The sequence below is a fragment of the Amycolatopsis umgeniensis genome, assembly GCF_014205155.1.
GTDB lineage: Bacteria > Actinomycetota > Actinomycetes > Mycobacteriales > Pseudonocardiaceae > Amycolatopsis > Amycolatopsis umgeniensis.
Genome location: NZ_JACHMX010000001.1, coordinates 4,053,653 through 4,070,441 on the forward strand (window position 1 = coordinate 4,053,653; position 16,789 = coordinate 4,070,441).

20 protein-coding genes are annotated in these 16,789 nt (G+C 68.2%); 10 read left to right on the plus strand and 10 right to left on the minus strand.

The genetic code is table 11. The features are described 5' to 3' along the window. The first annotated feature begins 20 nt into the window (after nt 1-20). The 3 genes from ygfZ to HDA45_RS18825 all read left to right on the plus strand — a co-directional run bounded on the left by ygfZ (nt 21) and on the right by HDA45_RS18825 (nt 3,501). A complete protein-coding gene (gene ygfZ, locus HDA45_RS18815) occupies nt 21-1,148 on the plus strand; it encodes a CAF17-like 4Fe-4S cluster assembly/insertion protein YgfZ (protein WP_184897104.1) in 1,128 nt (375 codons plus the stop codon). Between the two features lie 845 nt (nt 1,149-1,993). Next, nucleotides 1,994-2,557: an RsiG family protein gene (locus HDA45_RS18820; RefSeq protein ID WP_184897106.1), complete on the plus strand. Its 564-nt coding sequence runs from the start codon at nt 1,994-1,996 to the stop codon at nt 2,555-2,557. Next, a complete protein-coding gene (locus tag HDA45_RS18825) occupies nt 2,554-3,501 on the plus strand; it encodes an asparaginase (protein WP_184897108.1) in 948 nt (315 codons plus the stop codon). Before HDA45_RS18820 ends, HDA45_RS18825 begins: the two co-directional genes overlap by 4 nt. Here HDA45_RS18825 and HDA45_RS18830 read toward each other — a convergent pair. Then, a complete protein-coding gene (locus HDA45_RS18830; protein WP_184897110.1) occupies nt 3,498-4,397 on the minus strand; it encodes a DUF8083 family protein in 900 nt (299 codons plus the stop codon). The two genes, HDA45_RS18825 and HDA45_RS18830, sit on opposite strands and share 4 nt — an antisense overlap. Before the next feature lie 207 nt (nt 4,398-4,604). Between HDA45_RS18830 and HDA45_RS18835 the strand changes: the two genes are divergently transcribed. Both HDA45_RS18835 and HDA45_RS18840 read left to right on the plus strand, forming a co-directional pair. Beyond that, nucleotides 4,605-4,790: a DUF3073 domain-containing protein gene (locus HDA45_RS18835; protein WP_020632289.1), complete on the plus strand. Its 186-nt coding sequence runs from the start codon at nt 4,605-4,607 to the stop codon at nt 4,788-4,790. Between the two features lie 88 nt (nt 4,791-4,878). Continuing rightward, on the plus strand, nt 4,879-5,739 hold the full coding sequence (locus HDA45_RS18840) for a 3-hydroxybutyryl-CoA dehydrogenase (protein ID WP_184897112.1): 861 nt from the start codon (nt 4,879-4,881) through the stop codon (nt 5,737-5,739). Here HDA45_RS18840 and HDA45_RS18845 read toward each other — a convergent pair. Continuing rightward, the gene (locus HDA45_RS18845) at nt 5,730-6,215 is read right to left on the minus strand and encodes a PIN domain-containing protein (RefSeq protein WP_343072102.1); all 486 of its coding nucleotides are present in this window, start codon (nt 6,213-6,215) and stop codon (nt 5,730-5,732) included. The genes HDA45_RS18840 and HDA45_RS18845 overlap by 10 nt on opposite strands. Nucleotides 6,216-6,227: 12 nt before the next feature. Further along, a complete protein-coding gene (locus HDA45_RS18850) occupies nt 6,228-6,683 on the minus strand; it encodes a helix-turn-helix domain-containing protein (protein ID WP_184897116.1) in 456 nt (151 codons plus the stop codon). Between the two features lie 121 nt (nt 6,684-6,804). Here HDA45_RS18850 and HDA45_RS18855 point away from each other — a divergent pair, with 121 nt between their 5' ends. The 3 genes from HDA45_RS18855 (at nt 6,805) to HDA45_RS18865 (ending at nt 9,526) form a co-directional block, all read left to right on the plus strand. Beyond that, nucleotides 6,805-7,704, plus strand: a complete 900-nt coding sequence (locus tag HDA45_RS18855) for a Gfo/Idh/MocA family oxidoreductase (protein ID WP_184897118.1) — start codon at nt 6,805-6,807, stop codon at nt 7,702-7,704. Between the two features lie 234 nt (nt 7,705-7,938). Continuing rightward, nucleotides 7,939-8,589 (plus strand): VanZ family protein, encoded by a 651-nt coding sequence (locus tag HDA45_RS18860; RefSeq protein WP_184897120.1) that lies wholly within the window; start codon nt 7,939-7,941, stop codon nt 8,587-8,589. Nucleotides 8,590-8,767: 178 nt separating this feature from the next. Then, nucleotides 8,768-9,526, plus strand: coding sequence for a GNAT family N-acetyltransferase (locus HDA45_RS18865; protein WP_184897122.1), 759 nt, complete (start codon nt 8,768-8,770; stop codon nt 9,524-9,526). Here HDA45_RS18865 and arfB read toward each other — a convergent pair. From arfB to HDA45_RS18895, 6 genes are all read right to left on the minus strand, one after another. After that, nucleotides 9,515-9,946 carry an alternative ribosome rescue aminoacyl-tRNA hydrolase ArfB gene (arfB, locus tag HDA45_RS18870; RefSeq protein ID WP_343072103.1) on the minus strand — a complete coding sequence of 144 codons (432 nt, stop codon included), beginning with the start codon at nt 9,944-9,946 and terminating at the stop codon, nt 9,515-9,517. The genes HDA45_RS18865 and arfB overlap by 12 nt on opposite strands. Nucleotides 9,947-9,978: 32 nt before the next feature. Then, entirely contained in the window at nt 9,979-11,049 is a 1,071-nt protein-coding gene (gene purM, locus HDA45_RS18875) for a phosphoribosylformylglycinamidine cyclo-ligase (RefSeq protein ID WP_184897124.1), read from the minus strand. 30 nt (nt 11,050-11,079) lie between these two features. Further along, nucleotides 11,080-12,618 (minus strand): amidophosphoribosyltransferase, encoded by a 1,539-nt coding sequence (gene purF / locus HDA45_RS18880; RefSeq protein ID WP_184897127.1) that lies wholly within the window; start codon nt 12,616-12,618, stop codon nt 11,080-11,082. Nucleotides 12,619-12,825: 207 nt separating this feature from the next. After that, nucleotides 12,826-13,227: a hypothetical protein gene (locus HDA45_RS18885; protein ID WP_184897129.1), complete on the minus strand. Its 402-nt coding sequence runs from the start codon at nt 13,225-13,227 to the stop codon at nt 12,826-12,828. Next, the gene (locus HDA45_RS18890) at nt 13,211-13,450 is read right to left on the minus strand and encodes a DUF397 domain-containing protein (RefSeq protein ID WP_184897131.1); all 240 of its coding nucleotides are present in this window, start codon (nt 13,448-13,450) and stop codon (nt 13,211-13,213) included. Before HDA45_RS18890 ends, HDA45_RS18885 begins: the two co-directional genes overlap by 17 nt. Nucleotides 13,451-13,731: 281 nt before the next feature. Further along, nucleotides 13,732-14,610, minus strand: a complete 879-nt coding sequence (locus HDA45_RS18895; RefSeq protein WP_184897133.1) for a helix-turn-helix domain-containing protein — start codon at nt 14,608-14,610, stop codon at nt 13,732-13,734. A gap of 202 nt (nt 14,611-14,812) precedes the next feature. On the opposite strand from HDA45_RS18895, the gene HDA45_RS18900 reads away from it, so the two are divergent. Then, nucleotides 14,813-15,610 carry an SAM-dependent methyltransferase gene (locus HDA45_RS18900; RefSeq protein WP_184897135.1) on the plus strand — a complete coding sequence of 266 codons (798 nt, stop codon included), beginning with the start codon at nt 14,813-14,815 and terminating at the stop codon, nt 15,608-15,610. A gap of 51 nt (nt 15,611-15,661) precedes the next feature. On the opposite strand, the gene HDA45_RS18905 is transcribed toward HDA45_RS18900, so the two are convergent. After that, a complete protein-coding gene (locus HDA45_RS18905) occupies nt 15,662-16,042 on the minus strand; it encodes a sterol carrier family protein (RefSeq protein ID WP_184897137.1) in 381 nt (126 codons plus the stop codon). 53 nt (nt 16,043-16,095) lie between these two features. Between HDA45_RS18905 and HDA45_RS18910 the strand changes: the two genes are divergently transcribed. Further along, on the plus strand, nt 16,096-16,722 hold the full coding sequence (locus HDA45_RS18910; protein WP_184905787.1) for a type VII secretion system-associated protein: 627 nt from the start codon (nt 16,096-16,098) through the stop codon (nt 16,720-16,722). Nucleotides 16,723-16,789 lie beyond the last annotated feature (67 nt).

The following is a 16,789-nucleotide window of genomic DNA, read 5'->3' on the forward strand; positions in this document are numbered from 1 at the left end:
TACTCACTAGCATGGGTTTCATGCCCTACCGCTCCCCCCTGCTCGACCTCCCCGGACCGATCGCGGCACCCGACGGGCATCCGGAGGAGGGGGTCCCTTGGCATTGGGGAGACCCGTTCGCCGAGCAACGGACGGCGACGCGCGGCGCCGTGGTGATCGACCGTTCGCACCGCGAGATCCTGGCCGTGACCGGGGAAGAACGGTTGTCCTGGCTGCATTTGGTGATCTCGCAGCACGTCACCGGACTGACCGAAGGCACCGGCACCGAGGCGCTCGTGCTGGACAGCCAAGGCCGCGTCGACACGCACATGGTCGTCGCGCACTCCGGCGGCACGGTGTGGCTGGACAGCGACAGGGGCGCGGTGGCCTCCAGCGCGCTGCCGTCCGGCGGCAAGCAGACCCTGCGCGAGTACCTCGAAGCTATGAAATTCTGGTCCAAAGTGGACATCCGCGATGTCTCGGATGAGCTGGCGCTGCTGACCGTTCTCGGCCCCGACGCGGACCGGGTACTGGCTTCCGTGGACGTCACCCTCAGCCCGGACGCGTATTCGGTCGTTCCGCTGCCCGGTGGTTTCGCGCGGCGGATGCCGTGGCCCGGACGGAACAGCGTCGACCTCGCCGTGCCCCGCGCCGACCTCGCCGACTGGTGGCGCCGCCTGACCGACGCGGGCGCCCGACCGGCGGGCAGCTGGGCGTTCGACGCGCTGCGGGTCGAGTCGCTGCGGCCGCGGCTGGGGATCGACACCGACGAGCGCACGATCCCGCACGAGGTGAACTGGGTCGACTCCGCCGCGCACGTGGCGAAGGGCTGCTACCGCGGTCAAGAGACCGTCGCGAAGGTCCACAACGTCGGGCGGCCGCCGCGGTTCATGGCGCTGCTGCACCTGGACGGTTCGCCGGAGATCACGCCGGAGACCGGCGATCCGGTGGTGCTCGGCGAGCGGACCGTCGGGCGCGTCGGGAGCGTGGTACAGCACCACGAGCTGGGACCGATCGCGCTCGCGCTGGTCAAACGCTCGACGCAACCGGGCGCCGAACTACTGGTGGGCGCCGAGGACCGCGTCGTGCAGGCGGCCATCGATCCGGACTCCGTGCCGGGCGAGGCTCCGGCTCCTGGACGGGAAGCGGCTCAGCGACTGCGGGGTTGACGGCTGGGCGCTGCGGTTCTTGGCGGCTGCGGTTCTTGCTGCGGTTCTTGCTGCGGTTCGTGAAGGCCTCCTTGCCTACCTTGAGGGTAGGGAAGGAGGCCTTCACGGCATTTGTGGCCTTGTCGGCTGCTGCTGGGGGTTGTGGCTGGTCCGTGAAGGACTCCTTGAGGGACTCTGGGTCCCTCGAAGTTCCCCTCACGGGCTCCGGGCACGGCTGTGTCGCCTCTGTCGCCTCACCTGTCACAGCGGTAGCGCGTGAAGGCCCCCTTCACGCGGCTGAGCGAAGGAAACCCGCCCTTCGCTCCCGACCCGAGTACGTGAAGGTCCCCTTCATTGCGCCTGGCGCAATGAAGGGGACCTTCACCTACTTTTCGTGCCCCCGCCTCCTGCGCTCCTGCCCGGCCTCCCACGTTCCTGCCCACGCCCGCATCCAGCCTCCCGCTCCTTCCGCGCCCCCGCCTTCCGCGTACCTGCCCGCGCCCCGCCTCCCGCACCCGCACTCCCGCACCCTCGCCCCGCTTCCCCCACCGGGCTGAAGGGAACCTTCCCCGCATCCCAAGCCGCGAAGGACGCTTTCCCCCATCACACGCGACGAAGGTCCCCTTCACCTCCGCCCAGCCACTTGTCCACAACGCCCCCAACCTGTGGACAACCTCGCCGACCAGCACTTTTCCCCCGCCACCCCCGGTAGACTGGACCAGGGGCCGCCCCCGGGACGGGTGGGGGGCGCGCTCTGGAAGGAACCGAAAGAGCGGCCGTGGGTGGGAGGTCCTCGGGAGGGGCGGAGATCTTTGTGGTATCGCTCCCCGCGGAACATTTCCGCTGGAGCGCGATAAGCTACGCGCGTGATCGAAGTCCGGCCCGGTGGTCGCCGTCGTATCGACCGCGTGCTCGGCCCTGGGTATCTCAGCGACCTCGGCGAGCTGGCCCTTTCCGTGCTGCGCGAGCGCCGTGACGAGGCCGCGCAGGAGGAGACCGACCTGTCGTACCTGCGGCGGCTGCTGCACGCGCGGATCGACATCGTGCGGGCCGAGCAGGAGCGCCGGAGTTCGGGCGGCGAGAGCAGCGTCGTCGAGCGGCTGGCCGCGATACTGGCGGACAACGCGATCGGCCCGGCCACGGGTTCGGGCAGGCATCAGCGGCTGGAGCCGTCTCGGGCGGGTGAGCACCGGCGGTTCGCCGAGGCGCTCATCGGTGACACGGATCTTTCGGACGTCAGCAAATTGTCGGACGAGAAGCTGGTCAACGCCCTCAACCGGTACGCCGACGAGGAGGTCTCCGTCTCCTCGTACCGCCGTGAGGTGCAGGGCGTGATGGACACGATCAACGCCGAGATCGCGACTCGCTACCGCAAGGGCACGGCGTCCGTCGACGACCTGCTCGACACCGAACGCGGCGGGCCCGAGTGACGAATCCCGTCCTGGTCGAGGTCGTCCGTTCCGGTTTCGTGGAGAGCGTGCACCGCGGCGCGCTGGTGATCACGGCCCCCGACGGGTCGGTGCGGTTCTCCGTGGGCGACATCGAGCGTCCGGTCTACCCGCGCTCGTCCAACAAACCGCTCCAGGCTGTCGGGATGCTGCGCGCCGGTCTCACGATCGGCGACGAAGACCTCGCGCTGGGCTGCGGATCCCACAACGGCGAGCCCGGCCACGTCGAGGGCGCCTTGTCGATGCTTTCCCGCGCCGGGCTGACCGAGGACGAGCTGGCCTGCCCGCCCGCGTTCCCGCTGCACGAGCCGAGCATGCTCGCCGTGGCCGCGGCGGGGAAACGCCGCGCCGCCATGAATTGCTCCGGAAAGCACGCCGCGATGCTCACGACCTGCACACAGCTCGGCTGGACATGCGAGGACTACGCGGCCGCGACCCATCCGCTGCAGAAGGTCATCCAGGCCACCATCGCCGACCTCACCAGCGAGACGATCGAGACGGTCGGCGTCGACGGCTGCGGCGCCCCGCTGTTCGCGTTCTCCCTCACCGGCCTCGCCCGTTCCTTCGGCAGGCTGGTCACCGCGATGGGCGGGCCGGAGGGCCGGGTCGCGGACGCCGTCCGCGCGTATCCGTGGCACGTCGCGGGCACCGGCCGCGAGGACACGGTGCTGATGCGGAACGTCGACGGCCTGCTCTCGAAGGGCGGCGCCGAGGGCGTGCACTCGTTCGCGCTCCCGGACGGCACCGCGCTGGCGTTGAAGATCGACGACGGCGCCGCGCGGGCACGGATCCCGCTGCTGCTCGCGACCCTGCGCCACCTCGGCATCGACCCGGGCGACGAGGCGGAAGAACTGCCCAAGGCAGCGGTCCTCGGCGGCGGGAAACCGGTCGGTGAACTGCGGGTCGCGAGCGGTCTCTTCGGCTAGTTCGCGCGTTCCCGCGCGGCCAGGTCGCCCCAGAAGTCCCGCAGATCGGCGAACAGTTCCGCCAGCTCGTCGACATTGCCGGCGCGAAGCGCGTCGAGGATGTCGTGCACCTCTTCGGCGGTCGTGTCGGCCTGCAGGATCGAGTCGGCGAAGAGCTGCACGAGACCGCCGTAGTCGAGTTCGACCGCGGAGCCGGGGTGGAAGCTGTCGAGCCAGCGTCGCGTCTCGAGCAGCACCCGGCCTGGTCCTGAGTCACCGAAGGTCGCTTCGAGCAGGTCACCGACCTCGCGGGCGCGATGCCGCGCGTCGGCGATGGAGACCCGCCAAGACGCCTCGCGTTCGGGGTCGTCGCGGCCCTTGCCGAGTTTGACCCGGCGCATCCCGGGATCGAACAGCACGAACCACGGCAGCGGCACGGTCCATGTCGTCGAGAGGGTGTGCGAGGCCGAGGCCGACAGGTCACCGATGGCGGACTTCGCGCGCGAGCGGATCATGTCGAGCGAAGCGCCGCCCGCGTCGAGCACCGCGTTCTTCAACGCCGGATGCGCGTCGCCGAGGAAGGTCACCAGCGCCGCGGCCGAACGTGCGCGGATCTCCATCGGGCAGATCAGCGGCCCCGGGCCGGCGTCGCCGTGCTCACCCTCCGGCACGTCTTCGGGATCCAGGACGAGAACGTCGGTGACGAGGCTGGGCGCGGCCCTGCCGTCCGCGAGCTCGGCGGGCAACAGCCGTCCGACATGCTGTGACTTGAGCCACAGTGCCTGCTCGCGCTCGCCCGCGGCCGAACGATCGAGCCGGGCCGCTTCGACGGCCTCGAGCAGGCGTTCGTCCGGTGGATCACCCAGCGCGAGCAGGGGCTCATAGACGCGGAGATAAGCCGCGAACGGACGGGGCACACGAGCATCGTGGCACGCCGACCTGCGACTATCGCCACCGACCGGCCGGTAACCGGCGTTCGGTGAACACTGTCGCCACCGGCACACCGTGCCACGTCGCATCCAACCCCCCGGACACGGTACGGTGTCAGCAGGAAATAATTGTCGAGACGATGCGGGGCCGCCGATTCCCCCGGCCGCCCCGCCCCTGTGCGAGGGGGTCGAGCCATGGGGCGCGGCCGGGCTAAGGCCAAGCAGACGAAGGTGGCGCGCGAGCTCAAGTACAGCTCGCACGAAACCGACTTCGATGCTTTGCAGCGCGAGCTGTCCAGTAGTTCCTCGGATTACGGGCACGAGGACGACAAGCGGGACGACGACGACCCGTACGACGGGTACGACGAATACCGCCGCTGAGCAGGCGTGACACGCGAGGGTGGGACGGGCTGAACCCCGTGGTCCACCCTCGCGTGTCGCGTGCTGCCCAAAATACGAGGAGGGTGCCGTGTCGGACGTAACGCGGGTAGGTGTCATCGGAGCCGGGCTCATGGGTTCGGGTATCGCCGAGGTGCACGCACGTGCCGGTCTGGACGTGATCATCACCGAGGTGAACCAGCCGGCGCTGGACTCCGGGCGGGCGCGGATCGAGAAGTCGCTGCAACGCGGCGTCAAGAACGGGAAGCTCTCGCAGGAAGACGCCGACTCGGCGCTCGGACGCATCCGCTTCACCACCGAGATCGGCGAGTTCGCCGACCGCGACCTCGTCATCGAGGCCATCCTCGAGCAGGAGCAGGCCAAGGTCGAGGTGTTCCGGTCGCTGGACAAGATCGTCGAGCGTGAGGACGCCGTGTTCGCGTCCAACACCTCGTCGATCCCGATCATGAAGCTCGGGATGGCCACCGGCCGCCCGCAGCAGGTGGTCGGCATCCACTTCTTCAACCCGGTTCCGGTGCTGCCGCTCGTCGAGCTGGTGCCTTCGCTGCTGACCAGCGACGACACCGCCCGCCGCGCGGAGGAGCACGCGACGACGGCGTTGAACAAGACGGTGATCCGGTCGCAGGACCGCGCCGGGTTCATCGTGAACTCGCTGCTCGTGCCGTATCTGCTTTCGGCGATCCGGATGATCGAGTCGGGTTTCGCGTCGGCGGAGGACATCGACCGCGGTATGGAGCTGGGCACCGCGCACCCGATGGGCCCGCTGCGGCTGTCGGACCTGATCGGCCTGGACACCATCAAGGCGATCGCGGACTCGATGTACGCCGAGTTCAAGGAGCCGCTGTACTCCTCGCCGCCGCTGCTGCTGCGCATGGTCGACGCCGGCCTGCTCGGCAAGAAGACCGGTCGCGGGTTCTACAGCTACCCCTGATCCGCCCGCCAGGAACGCAGCTCCGCGACAGACTTCCTGAGCCCGGCGCGCTCGAGCGCGTCGAGGATCTCGGCGAAGCTTGTTGGCGGAGAACGCCGGGAAGCCGCGATGCGAAGCACCGCCTCGACGACCAACCTCCGGTTGAGAGCGATCCGGTCGAGCACGAAATCGTCCGACCCTTGGGCCTTGATGGCCGCGGCGAGCACGTGACGGTCGTCCGGATCGGGAAGGGTGAGCGCCGGGACGAGTGGCTCATAGCCGGTGGCCAGGCAGTCACGGACCGAGCAATTCATCAATTCCCGCGTCCTGTCGAGCTTGCCCGGGTCAAGATCCGGACGGTTTTCCTTGAGGTTCCTGAAGACCTCGTCGAGGATTTCGTCCGTCCACTTGGCCCGAACGAGCCCGCTCTGCGCGATCCGGATCAGGAGATCGCGCAGAGCGTTGGGGTACAGCACGTTCGCGTCGAGAAGGACCACAAAGGCCACCTGCTAAGTCAGCCCCATCTTCTGGTTCAGCCCGGCAAGTTCGTCCGCTGCTTCACGACGCCGTTGATCGTCTTGACGGAGGTAGTCGTGCAGCGAACCCGCCTTCACCCGCCGATGCTTGCCGACCGTGCGGTACTCGATCTGTCCCGTTTCGAGTAGCCCGATGAGGAAGGGCCGGGAGACGTTGAGCAGGTCGGCCGCCTGCTGAGTGGTCAGCTCGGCGCGCGACGGGACGATGGACACGCTCTCGCCTGCCGCGACCAAAGCCAGCACCCGGGCCATCAGATCGACGACTCCGCGGGGAACGATCACGGACTCTTCGTGCTCATCGACGACGACGCGCACCGTGTCCCGTTCATGGCGCCTGGCCAGGTAGGCCTCGACGTGCGGGAGCGCCTCGAGTGCCACATCGATGTCGTGACGTCCCGGGATGATCTGGTCAATGGTCAGCGCAGTCATCACTGCTCCCGTGTTCAGCGTGGTCCAGCATCGGCTCTCAACGAATTATTCGCAACAAACGCAACAAACGCAACTCGATGGTGCGTTCAGCTTGCGTGGCGGCACACCTAGACTTGGGGGCGTGGGACAGGGACAGCTGCGCGCAGGTCTGGTCGGGGCGGGTCCATGGGCGAAGACGGTGCACGCGCCGGGCCTCGCCGATCATCCCGGGACGAGTCTGTGCGCGGTCTGGGCCAGGCGTCCCGAGGCCGCCGCGGAGCTGGCCGAGGCGCACGGCGCCGAGGCCGTCGACAGTTTCGACGAGCTGCTCGACAAGGTGGACGCCGTCGCGTTCGCCGTGCCGCCCGCCGTTCAGGCGGAGCTGGCGGTCAAGGCGGCCGAGGCGGGCAAGCACCTCATCCTGGAGAAGCCGATCGCCGCGGATCTCGACGGCGCGCGGCGGCTCGTGGACGCGGTCGACGCCGCCGGCGTGGCCGCTCTCGTGGTTCTGACCTTGCGTTTCTCGCCGATGACCCGGGACTGGCTCGACGGGATCAAGGAGGCGGGCGGCTGGCGCGGCGGCGGTGCGCGCTGGCTTTCGGGCGCGCTGCTCGGCGGGCAGTACCAGTCGTCGCCGTGGCGGCACGACTCCGGCGCGCTCGCCGATATCGGCCCGCACGCCTTCGATCTGCTGGACGCGGCGCTCGGTGAGATCACCGACGTGCTCGCCGCCCACCGGAGCGACGACGATCTGTGGCAGCTCCTGTTCGCTCACGAGGGTGGCGTGACCAGTACGGCGACGCTGTCGCTGCGGCTGCCGATCCAGCCGACGGTCGTCGAAGTGGCCGTTTACGGCGAGCACGGCTATCGCACTTTAGGGCGTAAACCGGGTTCTGCCGGAGAGTCGTATACCGCGCTTCTCGATGATTTCGCCGCGATGGCCGCGAGCGGGACGACGTCGCATCCGTGCGACGCGCGCCGGGGACTGCACCTGCAGAAGCTGATCGAACGCGCGCGCGAGCTCACCGGGCACGCCAAGTAGTACACAGGTCACTCACAAGGCTTTTCCTTGCGCGATAACACCTTCTTCCGGTTGCGCAACGGCCGTCCACAGGTTGTCCACAGGGCTCCATTGTGGACGGTCGCCGCCCGGACCCCAGCACGGTAGTGCCCTTTCCGCTACCGGAAAAGATCACCTCTTAGAGCGGTCGCTCCGCCATGCCGAGTCGATCTTGTGATGCGAAGGTGATCTTGAGCGCTCCGGAAAGGAAGGGCCATGGGAGAGCTGCTCCGCGCTTTCGGCGCGATGATCCCGTTGACGATCACCGCGATTCCGTACGCTTTGCTCGGCTGGCCGTTGCTGGCCGCGCATCGACGACGAAGACAAGCCGACCGCTTCTCCGCGTCGGCGACGGCCGCCGTGGACATGACGCTCGCGTTGGCCTGCTTCCTGGTGTTATGCCTGGTCACGATGCCGGTGACCGGCGCACAGGGCAGCAGGCTGAGCCTCGAACCCGGCACCGACCTGCGCCTCGCGCTGAGTGACAGCGCCAATCTCTGGCAGGCACTGGGCAACGTCCTGATGCTGAGCCCGCTCGGCGCCCTGCTCCCGTTGCGATCCCGGCGTCTGCGTTCACTGGGCCGGATCGCGCTTGGCGCGCTGGCCGTCTCGGTGCTGGTGGAGGGTACGCAATATCTGATACAAGCGGGCAGGGTGACCTCCGCCGACGACATCCTCTTGAACACGCTGGGCGCCGTGGTCGGCGCCGCGGTGAGCAAACGGCTTTGGCACCGGCTCGACGTCCGGCCGCCGGTGAAGATCCCGGCGCAGGTCCGGCGGGTGTGCGACGCCCCCGTCCGGCTGCGGGTCCCACGTTCGGTGTGGGACGAGCGCTATTCGGGCATCGCGCATCCGCAGCGGCGGTAATCCGCTTGACCACCGTGCGAAAGTGATCGCGAAAGCCCTACCTATCGGGAAAGAGGGATGCCTCATGCCTGACGCCTCCAGCGGCGTCGGCACGAGCTAGCCGGCGCCTACGCCAGCTCCATCACGCACGCGGGTCCTCCCGTGCGTCTCTTCTCCTTGCCCGAAAGGCTTTCCACCAGTGCGTTCAGACACGATCGACGCTTTGCAGTCCTACATCCGCACCACCGCGGCGAAGTTCCGCGAAACCGAGCGGATCGGGCCGTTCCTGGCCACCTACACGACCGGGAACGACCACATGTTCCTCAACTACGCGATCCCGGACAACGGCGAGACGCCCTCCGCGCAGGACGTCGCGAAGCTGACCGAGGCGTTCCGCGCACGCGGGCTCACGCCGCGGCTGGAGTTCCTGACCGAGGCCGCTCCCGAGGCCGAAGCCGTGCTCGTCGAAGGCGGCTACGCCTTGGAGCGGCGGATTCCGTTGATGGTCTGCCCGCCGGGGCAGGTCGTCGAGCAGCCGATTCCCGCCGGGATCGCCCTGAAGACGCCCGTGACACCCGCCGAACTCCGGCTGATGATCCGCGCGCAGAACGTGGCGTTCGGCGAACCCGACCCCGGCGAGCACGTCGAGCCGTCACCCGCCCAGCTGAACGGCGAGACGATCTCGGTCATGGCGCTCACCGGATCCGGTGAATGTGTCGGTGGCGGGGTCGCGACGGCGATCCTCGACGGCGCGAGTGAAATCGCGGGGATCGGGATTCTCGACGGGTACCGGCAACGCGGGATCGCAGCGGCGCTGACCGAGCACCTGACCCGGGAGGCCCATGCCCGTGGCGGCGACTCGGTGTTCCTGACGCCGGGCGCCGGGCAGGCGGAACGCGTCTACGGCCGGGTCGGCTTCAAGACCGTGGCCGAATGCGTGCACCTGTCAATCGTCTGAGTAACCACCACGGCGTGACTTCTTGACATCGCCGCGGCGTTTCTTCGAGGCCAGGCGGCGTTCCTTCGAACCTCTCGAAGGTTTGGTGGGACGCCGCTTGGCGGCCGGGGGCGCCGAGGCGTCCACCAGCAGCATCACCAGCCGCGCCCGCGCGGCTTCCCGGTTCATCAGCTGGGAACGATGTTCGGACGCGGCGATCGTGACGACGCCGTCCACCAGACGCGACGAAAGCCGGTCCAGCATCCGGGCCCGGAGATGTTCCGGGACCGAAGCCGAACCGGCCACGTCGAAGGAGAGTTCGACCCGCGAGTCCGTGGTGTTCACGCCCTGCCCACCCGGACCCGAAGACCGGGAGAACCGTTCGCTCAATTCGGCACCCGGGATCACGAACCGGGTGCCGATCACCACGTCATCAGCCACGGACCCAGTGTGTCACCAAGACCCAAACGAATTCAGAAACGCGGGTGGTCGCCGGAAAGCACCGCGCGCGGGCCGTCCGGGTCTTCCGCGGGCTGCACGTCGCCGAGGATCCACGCCGGCACGTGCCGCGCGGTCAGCATCGCCAGCGCCCTGTCGACGTCGTCGGGGCCGACGATCGCGACCATGCCGACGCCCATGTTGAACGTCTTCTCCAGTTCGGCGCGTTCGACCTTGCCGCGGTGGCCGATCAGCGCGAACACCGGCGCCGGGGTCCAGGTGCCGCGTTCGAGCTTCGCGACCAGGCCGCGCGGCATGACCCGGGCGAGGTTCTGTTCCAGTCCACCGCCGGTGACGTGCGCGAACGTGCGGACGTCGGCCTCGGCGACGAGCGCGAGGCAGTCCTTCGCGTAGATCTTGGTCGGCTCCAGCATCTCCTCGCCGAGCGAGCGGCCGAACTCCTCGACGTGCCCGTCGAGCGGCATCCGCGCGATGTCCAGCAGCACGTGCCGGGCGAGCGAGTAACCGTTGGAGTGCAGGCCGGACGAGCCGAGCGCGAGGACCACGTCGCCGGGGCGGACCCGCTCCGGGCCGAGCACCTTCGACGCCTCGACGACGCCGATGCCGGTACCCGACAGGTCGTAGTCGTGCTCGCCCATCAGGCCGGGGTGCTCCGCGGTCTCGCCGCCGAGCAGCGCGCAGCCCGCCTGGACACACCCTTCGGCGATGCCGCCGACCAGTGCCGCGATCTTCTCCGGCACGACCTTGCCGACGGCGATGTAGTCCTGCATGAACAGCGGCTCGGCACCGGTGACGACCAGATCGTCGACGACCATCGCGACCAGGTCGATGCCGACGGTGTCGTGCTTGTCGAGCGCCTGCGCGACGGCGATCTTGGTGCCGACCCCGTCGGTCGACGAGGCCAGCACCGGCTCTTTCCACTTGTCCAGCTTCAGGGAGAAGAGCCCGGCGAAACCGCCGACCCCGCCCATCACCTCGGGCCTGGTGGCCCTCTCGGCGTGCGGTTTGAGCAGCTCAACGGCTTTGTCACCGGCGTCGATACTGACCCCGGCGGCGGCGTACGTGGCGCTCGTGGACTCGCTCACGGAAGCGGACTCCAACTCTGGAAGAAAGGACTAGGGACGCCGGATGGCGTCTTCAGCACCGTACCCGGCAGGGCTGACGGGCTTCGCCGCGCCATTGACCGAGTCCAAGCTCTCCAGCAGGTGCTTCCCGATCAGGGCGTCCTCGGGGAGCGCGATCGGGTACTCGCCGGAGAAGCAGGCGGTGCACAGCCGCGACTTCGGCTGCTCCGAAGCCGCGACGAGTCCGTCCAGGGAGATGTAGCCCAAGGTGTCGGCGCCGATGGAGCGGCGGATGCCGTCGAGGTCGACGCCGTTGGCCACCAGTTCGGCGCGGGAGGCGAAGTCGATGCCGTAGAAACACGGCCAGCGGACGGGCGGCGACGCGATCCGGACGTGCACCTCGAGCGCACCGGCTTCCCGCAGCATGCGGACCAGCGCCCGCTGGGTGTTGCCGCGGACGATGGAGTCGTCGACCACGACGAGCCGCTTGCCGCGGATGACGTCGCGCAGCGGGTTCAGCTTCAGCCGGATGCCCAGCTGGCGGATGGTCTGCGAAGGCTGGATGAAGGTGCGGCCGACGTAGGCGTTCTTCACCAGGCCCGTGCCGTAGGGAATGCCGGAGCCCTGCGCGTACCCGATGGCGGCCGGGGTGCCGGATTCGGGCACCGGCATGACCAGGTCGGCGTCGGCCGGATGCTCGCCGGCGAGTTTGCGGCCGATCTCGACGCGGGTGGCGTGCACGCTGCGGCCGGCGATCGAGGTGTCGGGACGCGCGAGGTAGACGTACTCGAAGACGCAGCCCTTGGGCTCGGGGTTCGCGAATCGCGAGGAGCGCAGGCCTTCGGCGTTGATCGCGATGAGCTCACCGGGCTCGACCTCGCGGACGAACGAAGCGCCGCAGATGTCCAGCGCGGCCGTCTCGCTCGCGACCACCCAGCCGCGTTCGAGCCTGCCGAGCACCAGCGGGTGCACGCCGTGCGGGTCCCGCGCGGCGTACAGCGTGGACTCGTCGGCGAAGACCAGGCAGAAGGCGCCCTTGAGGGTGGGCAGCAGTTCCAGCGCGGCGGCTTCGATGCCCTTGTCGGCGGCGTTGGCCGCGAGCAGCCCGCACACCAGGTCGGAGTCGCTGGACGAACCCGTCAGGCCGAGGTGCGGTTTGATACCCGCTTCGATGGTGCGATCGCGCAACTCGGCGGTGTTGACGAGGTTGCCGTTGTGCGCGAAGGAGAGTCCGCTACCGGTCGCGGTGGTCCGGAAGATCGGCTGCGCGTTCTCCCAGATGGTCGCGCCGGTGGTCGAGTAGCGGCAGTGCCCGACGGCGATGTGTCCCTGCAGCGACTGCAGGACCTGCTCGTCGAACACCTGGCTTACCAGGCCGAGATCCTTGAAGACGACGATCTGCGAACCGTCGGAGACCGAGATGCCGGCCGCTTCCTGGCCGCGGTGCTGAAGTGCGTAGAGCCCGTAGTAGGTCAGCTTCGCGACCTCTTCTCCGGGCGCCCAGACGCCGAAGACACCGCATTCCTCGCGGGGTTCCGGATCGGGCTGGTCGGTCACGGGCTGTCCGGCGAGGGACGGGTCGGAAACCACCGAGGTGCTCCCAGGGAGAAGAGGGCAGGCCGCCACCAGTGTAAACGGTGGGCCGGAGATCAACGCGCCGTGCGACGTGGCACTGGACACGCTTTGGGTGATGACCGTGAGTGACGAGCGGGTGTCAAGACCCGTCACTCACGACCCCCGACCAGCCGACCGCTCCCCCTCGACAGAGGCGGTCGACTGTGCATAGGGCGCCGGTGACTAACCGGCGGCGAGCCATTTCGAGGTGCCGCCGCGGCCGGGGACCCAACAGCCCTTGGACGCGGACTCCGGGAGATACAGCGAGCCGGGCGTCCGCTCGTCCGGGAGCGCGAGCAGTGCCGTCAGCACCGTCGCCGCGTCGCCGGCGGACCGCCACAGCCACATCTCCGGCTCGAGGATGTCCTCCTCGGTGCCGGGCATGCGGGTCGCGATGACATCGTCCTCGGCGTTGAGCCGGACCACGTCGACCACGTTGTCGTGGACTCGCACGCCGACCACGGCCAGGACCTCGCCGTTCGCGTCGCACGGGTGCACGAACTGGTACCCGCGGTGGATCAGTTCCTGCAGGCCGCTTTCGATGTCGGTGATTTCCGCGGTGATGGTGTCACCCGAGAACATCATCGAATTCGCCGTCCTTGGCACCCGCGAGGAACGCGGCCATCTCGGCCTGGGTGTAGATCAGAGCCGGCCCTGTCGGGAAACGCGAGTTGCGCATCGCGATCTCTCCGGAGGCGAGCGGAGCCACCTCGACGCAGTTGCCGATCGCGTTGCTGTAACTCGCTTTGCGCCACCGCGCGCCGGTCAGACGATCGGCCGGGATGCCGTTGTCGAACTGTTCAGCCATGGTCCCCACCTTCCCCGAAAACGCTTCGGGCGATGCATCTGCATGTGCATTTGCCTGTGATCCCAAAGTTAGCACGTGTGCCTGCAGCGGTAAATGCACGTGCAGAAGTTTTTGCAGTATTCGCGTACGGTGATGACAAAGGTCCCTGCGCGTCCCACTAACGCGTGAGGACTATCGACCCCATTGGGTGAACAACTACCGCTCGTGGCGGTGTTCTCGGGTGCACGCAAGAAAACCCCGGCCGCCCCCAGGACGGCGGAGAACCCCACAACGGTGAGCGGCTAGATATCCGCGCGGCGCTTCAAGAGCATCTGGCGGCTGCGGTCCGGCGTCTCCGCGTCGACGGCGAGCATGTCCAGCGCCCGGCTGTACCGCTCGATCTCGTCGCGCTTGTCGATGTAGTGCGCGCCGGTCAGGTATTCGGTGTACGCGATGTTCGGGAGTTCCTCTTCCGCGAACCTGAGCAGCGAGAACGCGCTGTCGGCGGAGTAGCCGCTCCGGTCGAACGGGAGGACCTGGACCGAGATGTTCGGCTGCTGGATCATCTCGAGCAGGTAGTCGATCTGGCCCTTCAGCACTTCGCGATCGCCGATCGGGCGGTGGAGCACCGACTCGTCGAGCACCAGCCACAACCGCGGCGCGTCCGGCCGGGACAACATCTTCTGGCGCCGCATCCGCAGCGCGACCCGGCGGTCGATCTGCTCGTTGACCATGTCCTTGCGGCCGTGGCTCATGATCGCCCGCGCGTAGTCCTCGGTCTGCAGCAGACCCGTGACGTACAGCGGCTCCCAGACCTGGATCCGGGCCGCGGCCTCTTCGAGTCCCACGAGGTCGTTGAACCAGCTCGGCATCAGGTCGCCGTAGCGGCGCCACCAACCCGGCTCGTTCGACTCCTTGACCATGTCGAGAAACTGCTGCCGCTCGTCGGGATCGGTCATCCCGTACATGGTCAGCAGATCGGCGACGTCGCGTTCCTTGAAGCCCACGCGGCCGAGTTCGAGACGGCTGATCTTCGACTCGGAACCCCGGATGCTGTAGCCGGCTTCCTGGCGAGTGATCCCCGCGTCCTCGCGCATCCGGCGGAGCTGTGAGCCGAGGATCATCCGCCGCGCGGTGGGGCCCAGGGACTGCTCACCGCCGGACGGGGTGACCGCGTTCATCGACCGGGGACCTTTCGTACGTCAACACTCACAGGGGAACTAGCCGATTACTGAAAGTACACGTTTGGACCTCGACACGACAGGGATGGCTCGGTTTACCCGTCGCGTACGTGGTTCTACTCTACGTAGAGCCCGAGACTTCCGACACAGTTTTGTGAGGTTCAAGATGCCCGACGCCCCGCCCCGGACGGAACGAGTGCCTGTGGGTGTCGACCCGACCCGGGCCAGCATCGCCCGGGTGTACGACGCCTTCCTTCTCGGCAAGGACAACTACGAGATCGACCGGGAGGTGCTGCGCAAGGTCCAGCAGGCCGCCCCGGAGGCGCAGGACCTGGCGACCGAGAACCGCGGCTTCCTGATCCGCGCGTGCCGGTTCCTCGCCAGCCAGACGGGCATCACCCAGTTCCTCGACCTGGGATCCGGCCTGCCCACGGCCGAGAACACGCACCAGGTCGTGCAGCGGATCAACCCCGAGATCAAGGTCGTCTACGTCGACAACGACCCGGTCGTGCTCGCCCACGGGCGCGCCCTGCTCGAGGAGAACGAGAACACCCACTTCGTCTCGGACGACATCTTCGAGCCGGAGCGGATCCTGGCGAATCCGGACGTCGTCCGGCACATCGACTTCACGCAGCCTGTCGCGTTGCTGCAGCTAGGGACGCTGCACCACTACAACGGGCCGAAGGAAGAGCCCGCCAAGATCATGAAGAAGTACATCGACGCGCTGCCGTCGGGTTCGTACGTGGCGATCTCGCACTTCTCCGACCCGCAGGACGAGTTGTCCGAGGTCGCGCGCAAGATGGAGGACTTCTTCATCCACAGCCCGATGGGCTCGGGCACCTTCCGCACCAAGGCCCAGATCGAGGAGCTGTTCCACGACCTCGAGATGGTCGAGCCCGGCGTCAAGCTGTGCGCCGACTGGTGGCCGGACGGCCCGCGGATCAAGGATCTGAACACCGCCCAGCGGACGATCTCCGGCGGCATCGGCCGCAAGAACTAGGTCCCGGCGAACGGTCCGTTCCCTGGTACGGGGAACGGACCGTTCCTCGTTTCAGAGGCGGACCAAGGGCAGCCAGTGGGCCAGATCGGCCCTGCTCCCGGAGGCGGTGACCCGCCCCGATCCGACGGCGTCGGCCCAGCCGAGCAGCCCGGTCGCCAGTTCCAACCACGTGCGCGGATCCGTTTCGACGACGTTCGGCGGTGTCCCGCGCGTATGCCGCAACCCTTCGACACACTGCACCGCCGCGAACGGCGGCACCCGCACTTCGACACTCTTCCCCGGCGCGTCCGCGGCCAGCGTCCGCAGGCTCAGCCGCACGGCCGCGGCCAGCTCGGTACGGGCCGGTTCCGGACCGGATCCGCTCAACCAGGGGGAAATCGCCGTGATCGCGGCACGTAACTCAGCGGGGTCGACCGAACGCGAAGAGGCCATGGGAGAACAGTAGAGTGAGCGCGAACAAACCTTCAGGCACCCGGAACGTGGGGATGGCGATGGCGCAGCGGGACGAGGCGGATCGGTTGGCGTCGAGCCCGGCGGGCAAGCGGAAACCGGGCAAGCCGAAGATCACCGAAGAGATGCGCGCCAACGCCAAGGCCAATCCGAACAGCTGGCTTTATGTCATCGACGAGGCCTTCGATCCCGACGGCCCGGTGCCGTCCTGGGCGGTCGTGGGCGCGTACCCGGTGAACGGGACGGGCGAGATCGTCGAGGACTTCCACCCCAACGACCGGTACCGCCCCTCGCCCAAGGCGCTCGGTTTCCCGGAGCCGCGCAACGAGCTCGAGCAGTTGCTGCAGCTGGTGCGCACGAACCACCGTCCGGCCGCCGACCTGCCGCGCGTCTTCCTCGACTCGACGCTGTTCGTCTACGCCCTTTCCCCGGTGCAGCGCACGGTGATCGGCTTCCACAACACCGACGGCCAGGTGCTGGTGCCGGCGTACACGGCCAAGGCATTGGTCCCGCGCGAATGGCCGCACGCCCGCGCGGTGCTGGGCCGGGACATGGTCCCGCTGCTCGCCGGTCATCCGGTGACCATCAATCCGCACGATCGGCTCACCGCGATCGTCGGATCGGAGCACCTCGACAAAGCCCTTTCAGACGAGCGTCGTTAGGCCTCGGTTAACCCACTCGGCCCAATTTATTCGGCCTGAACGGCACTCTTTCGGGTGATGTTCGAGT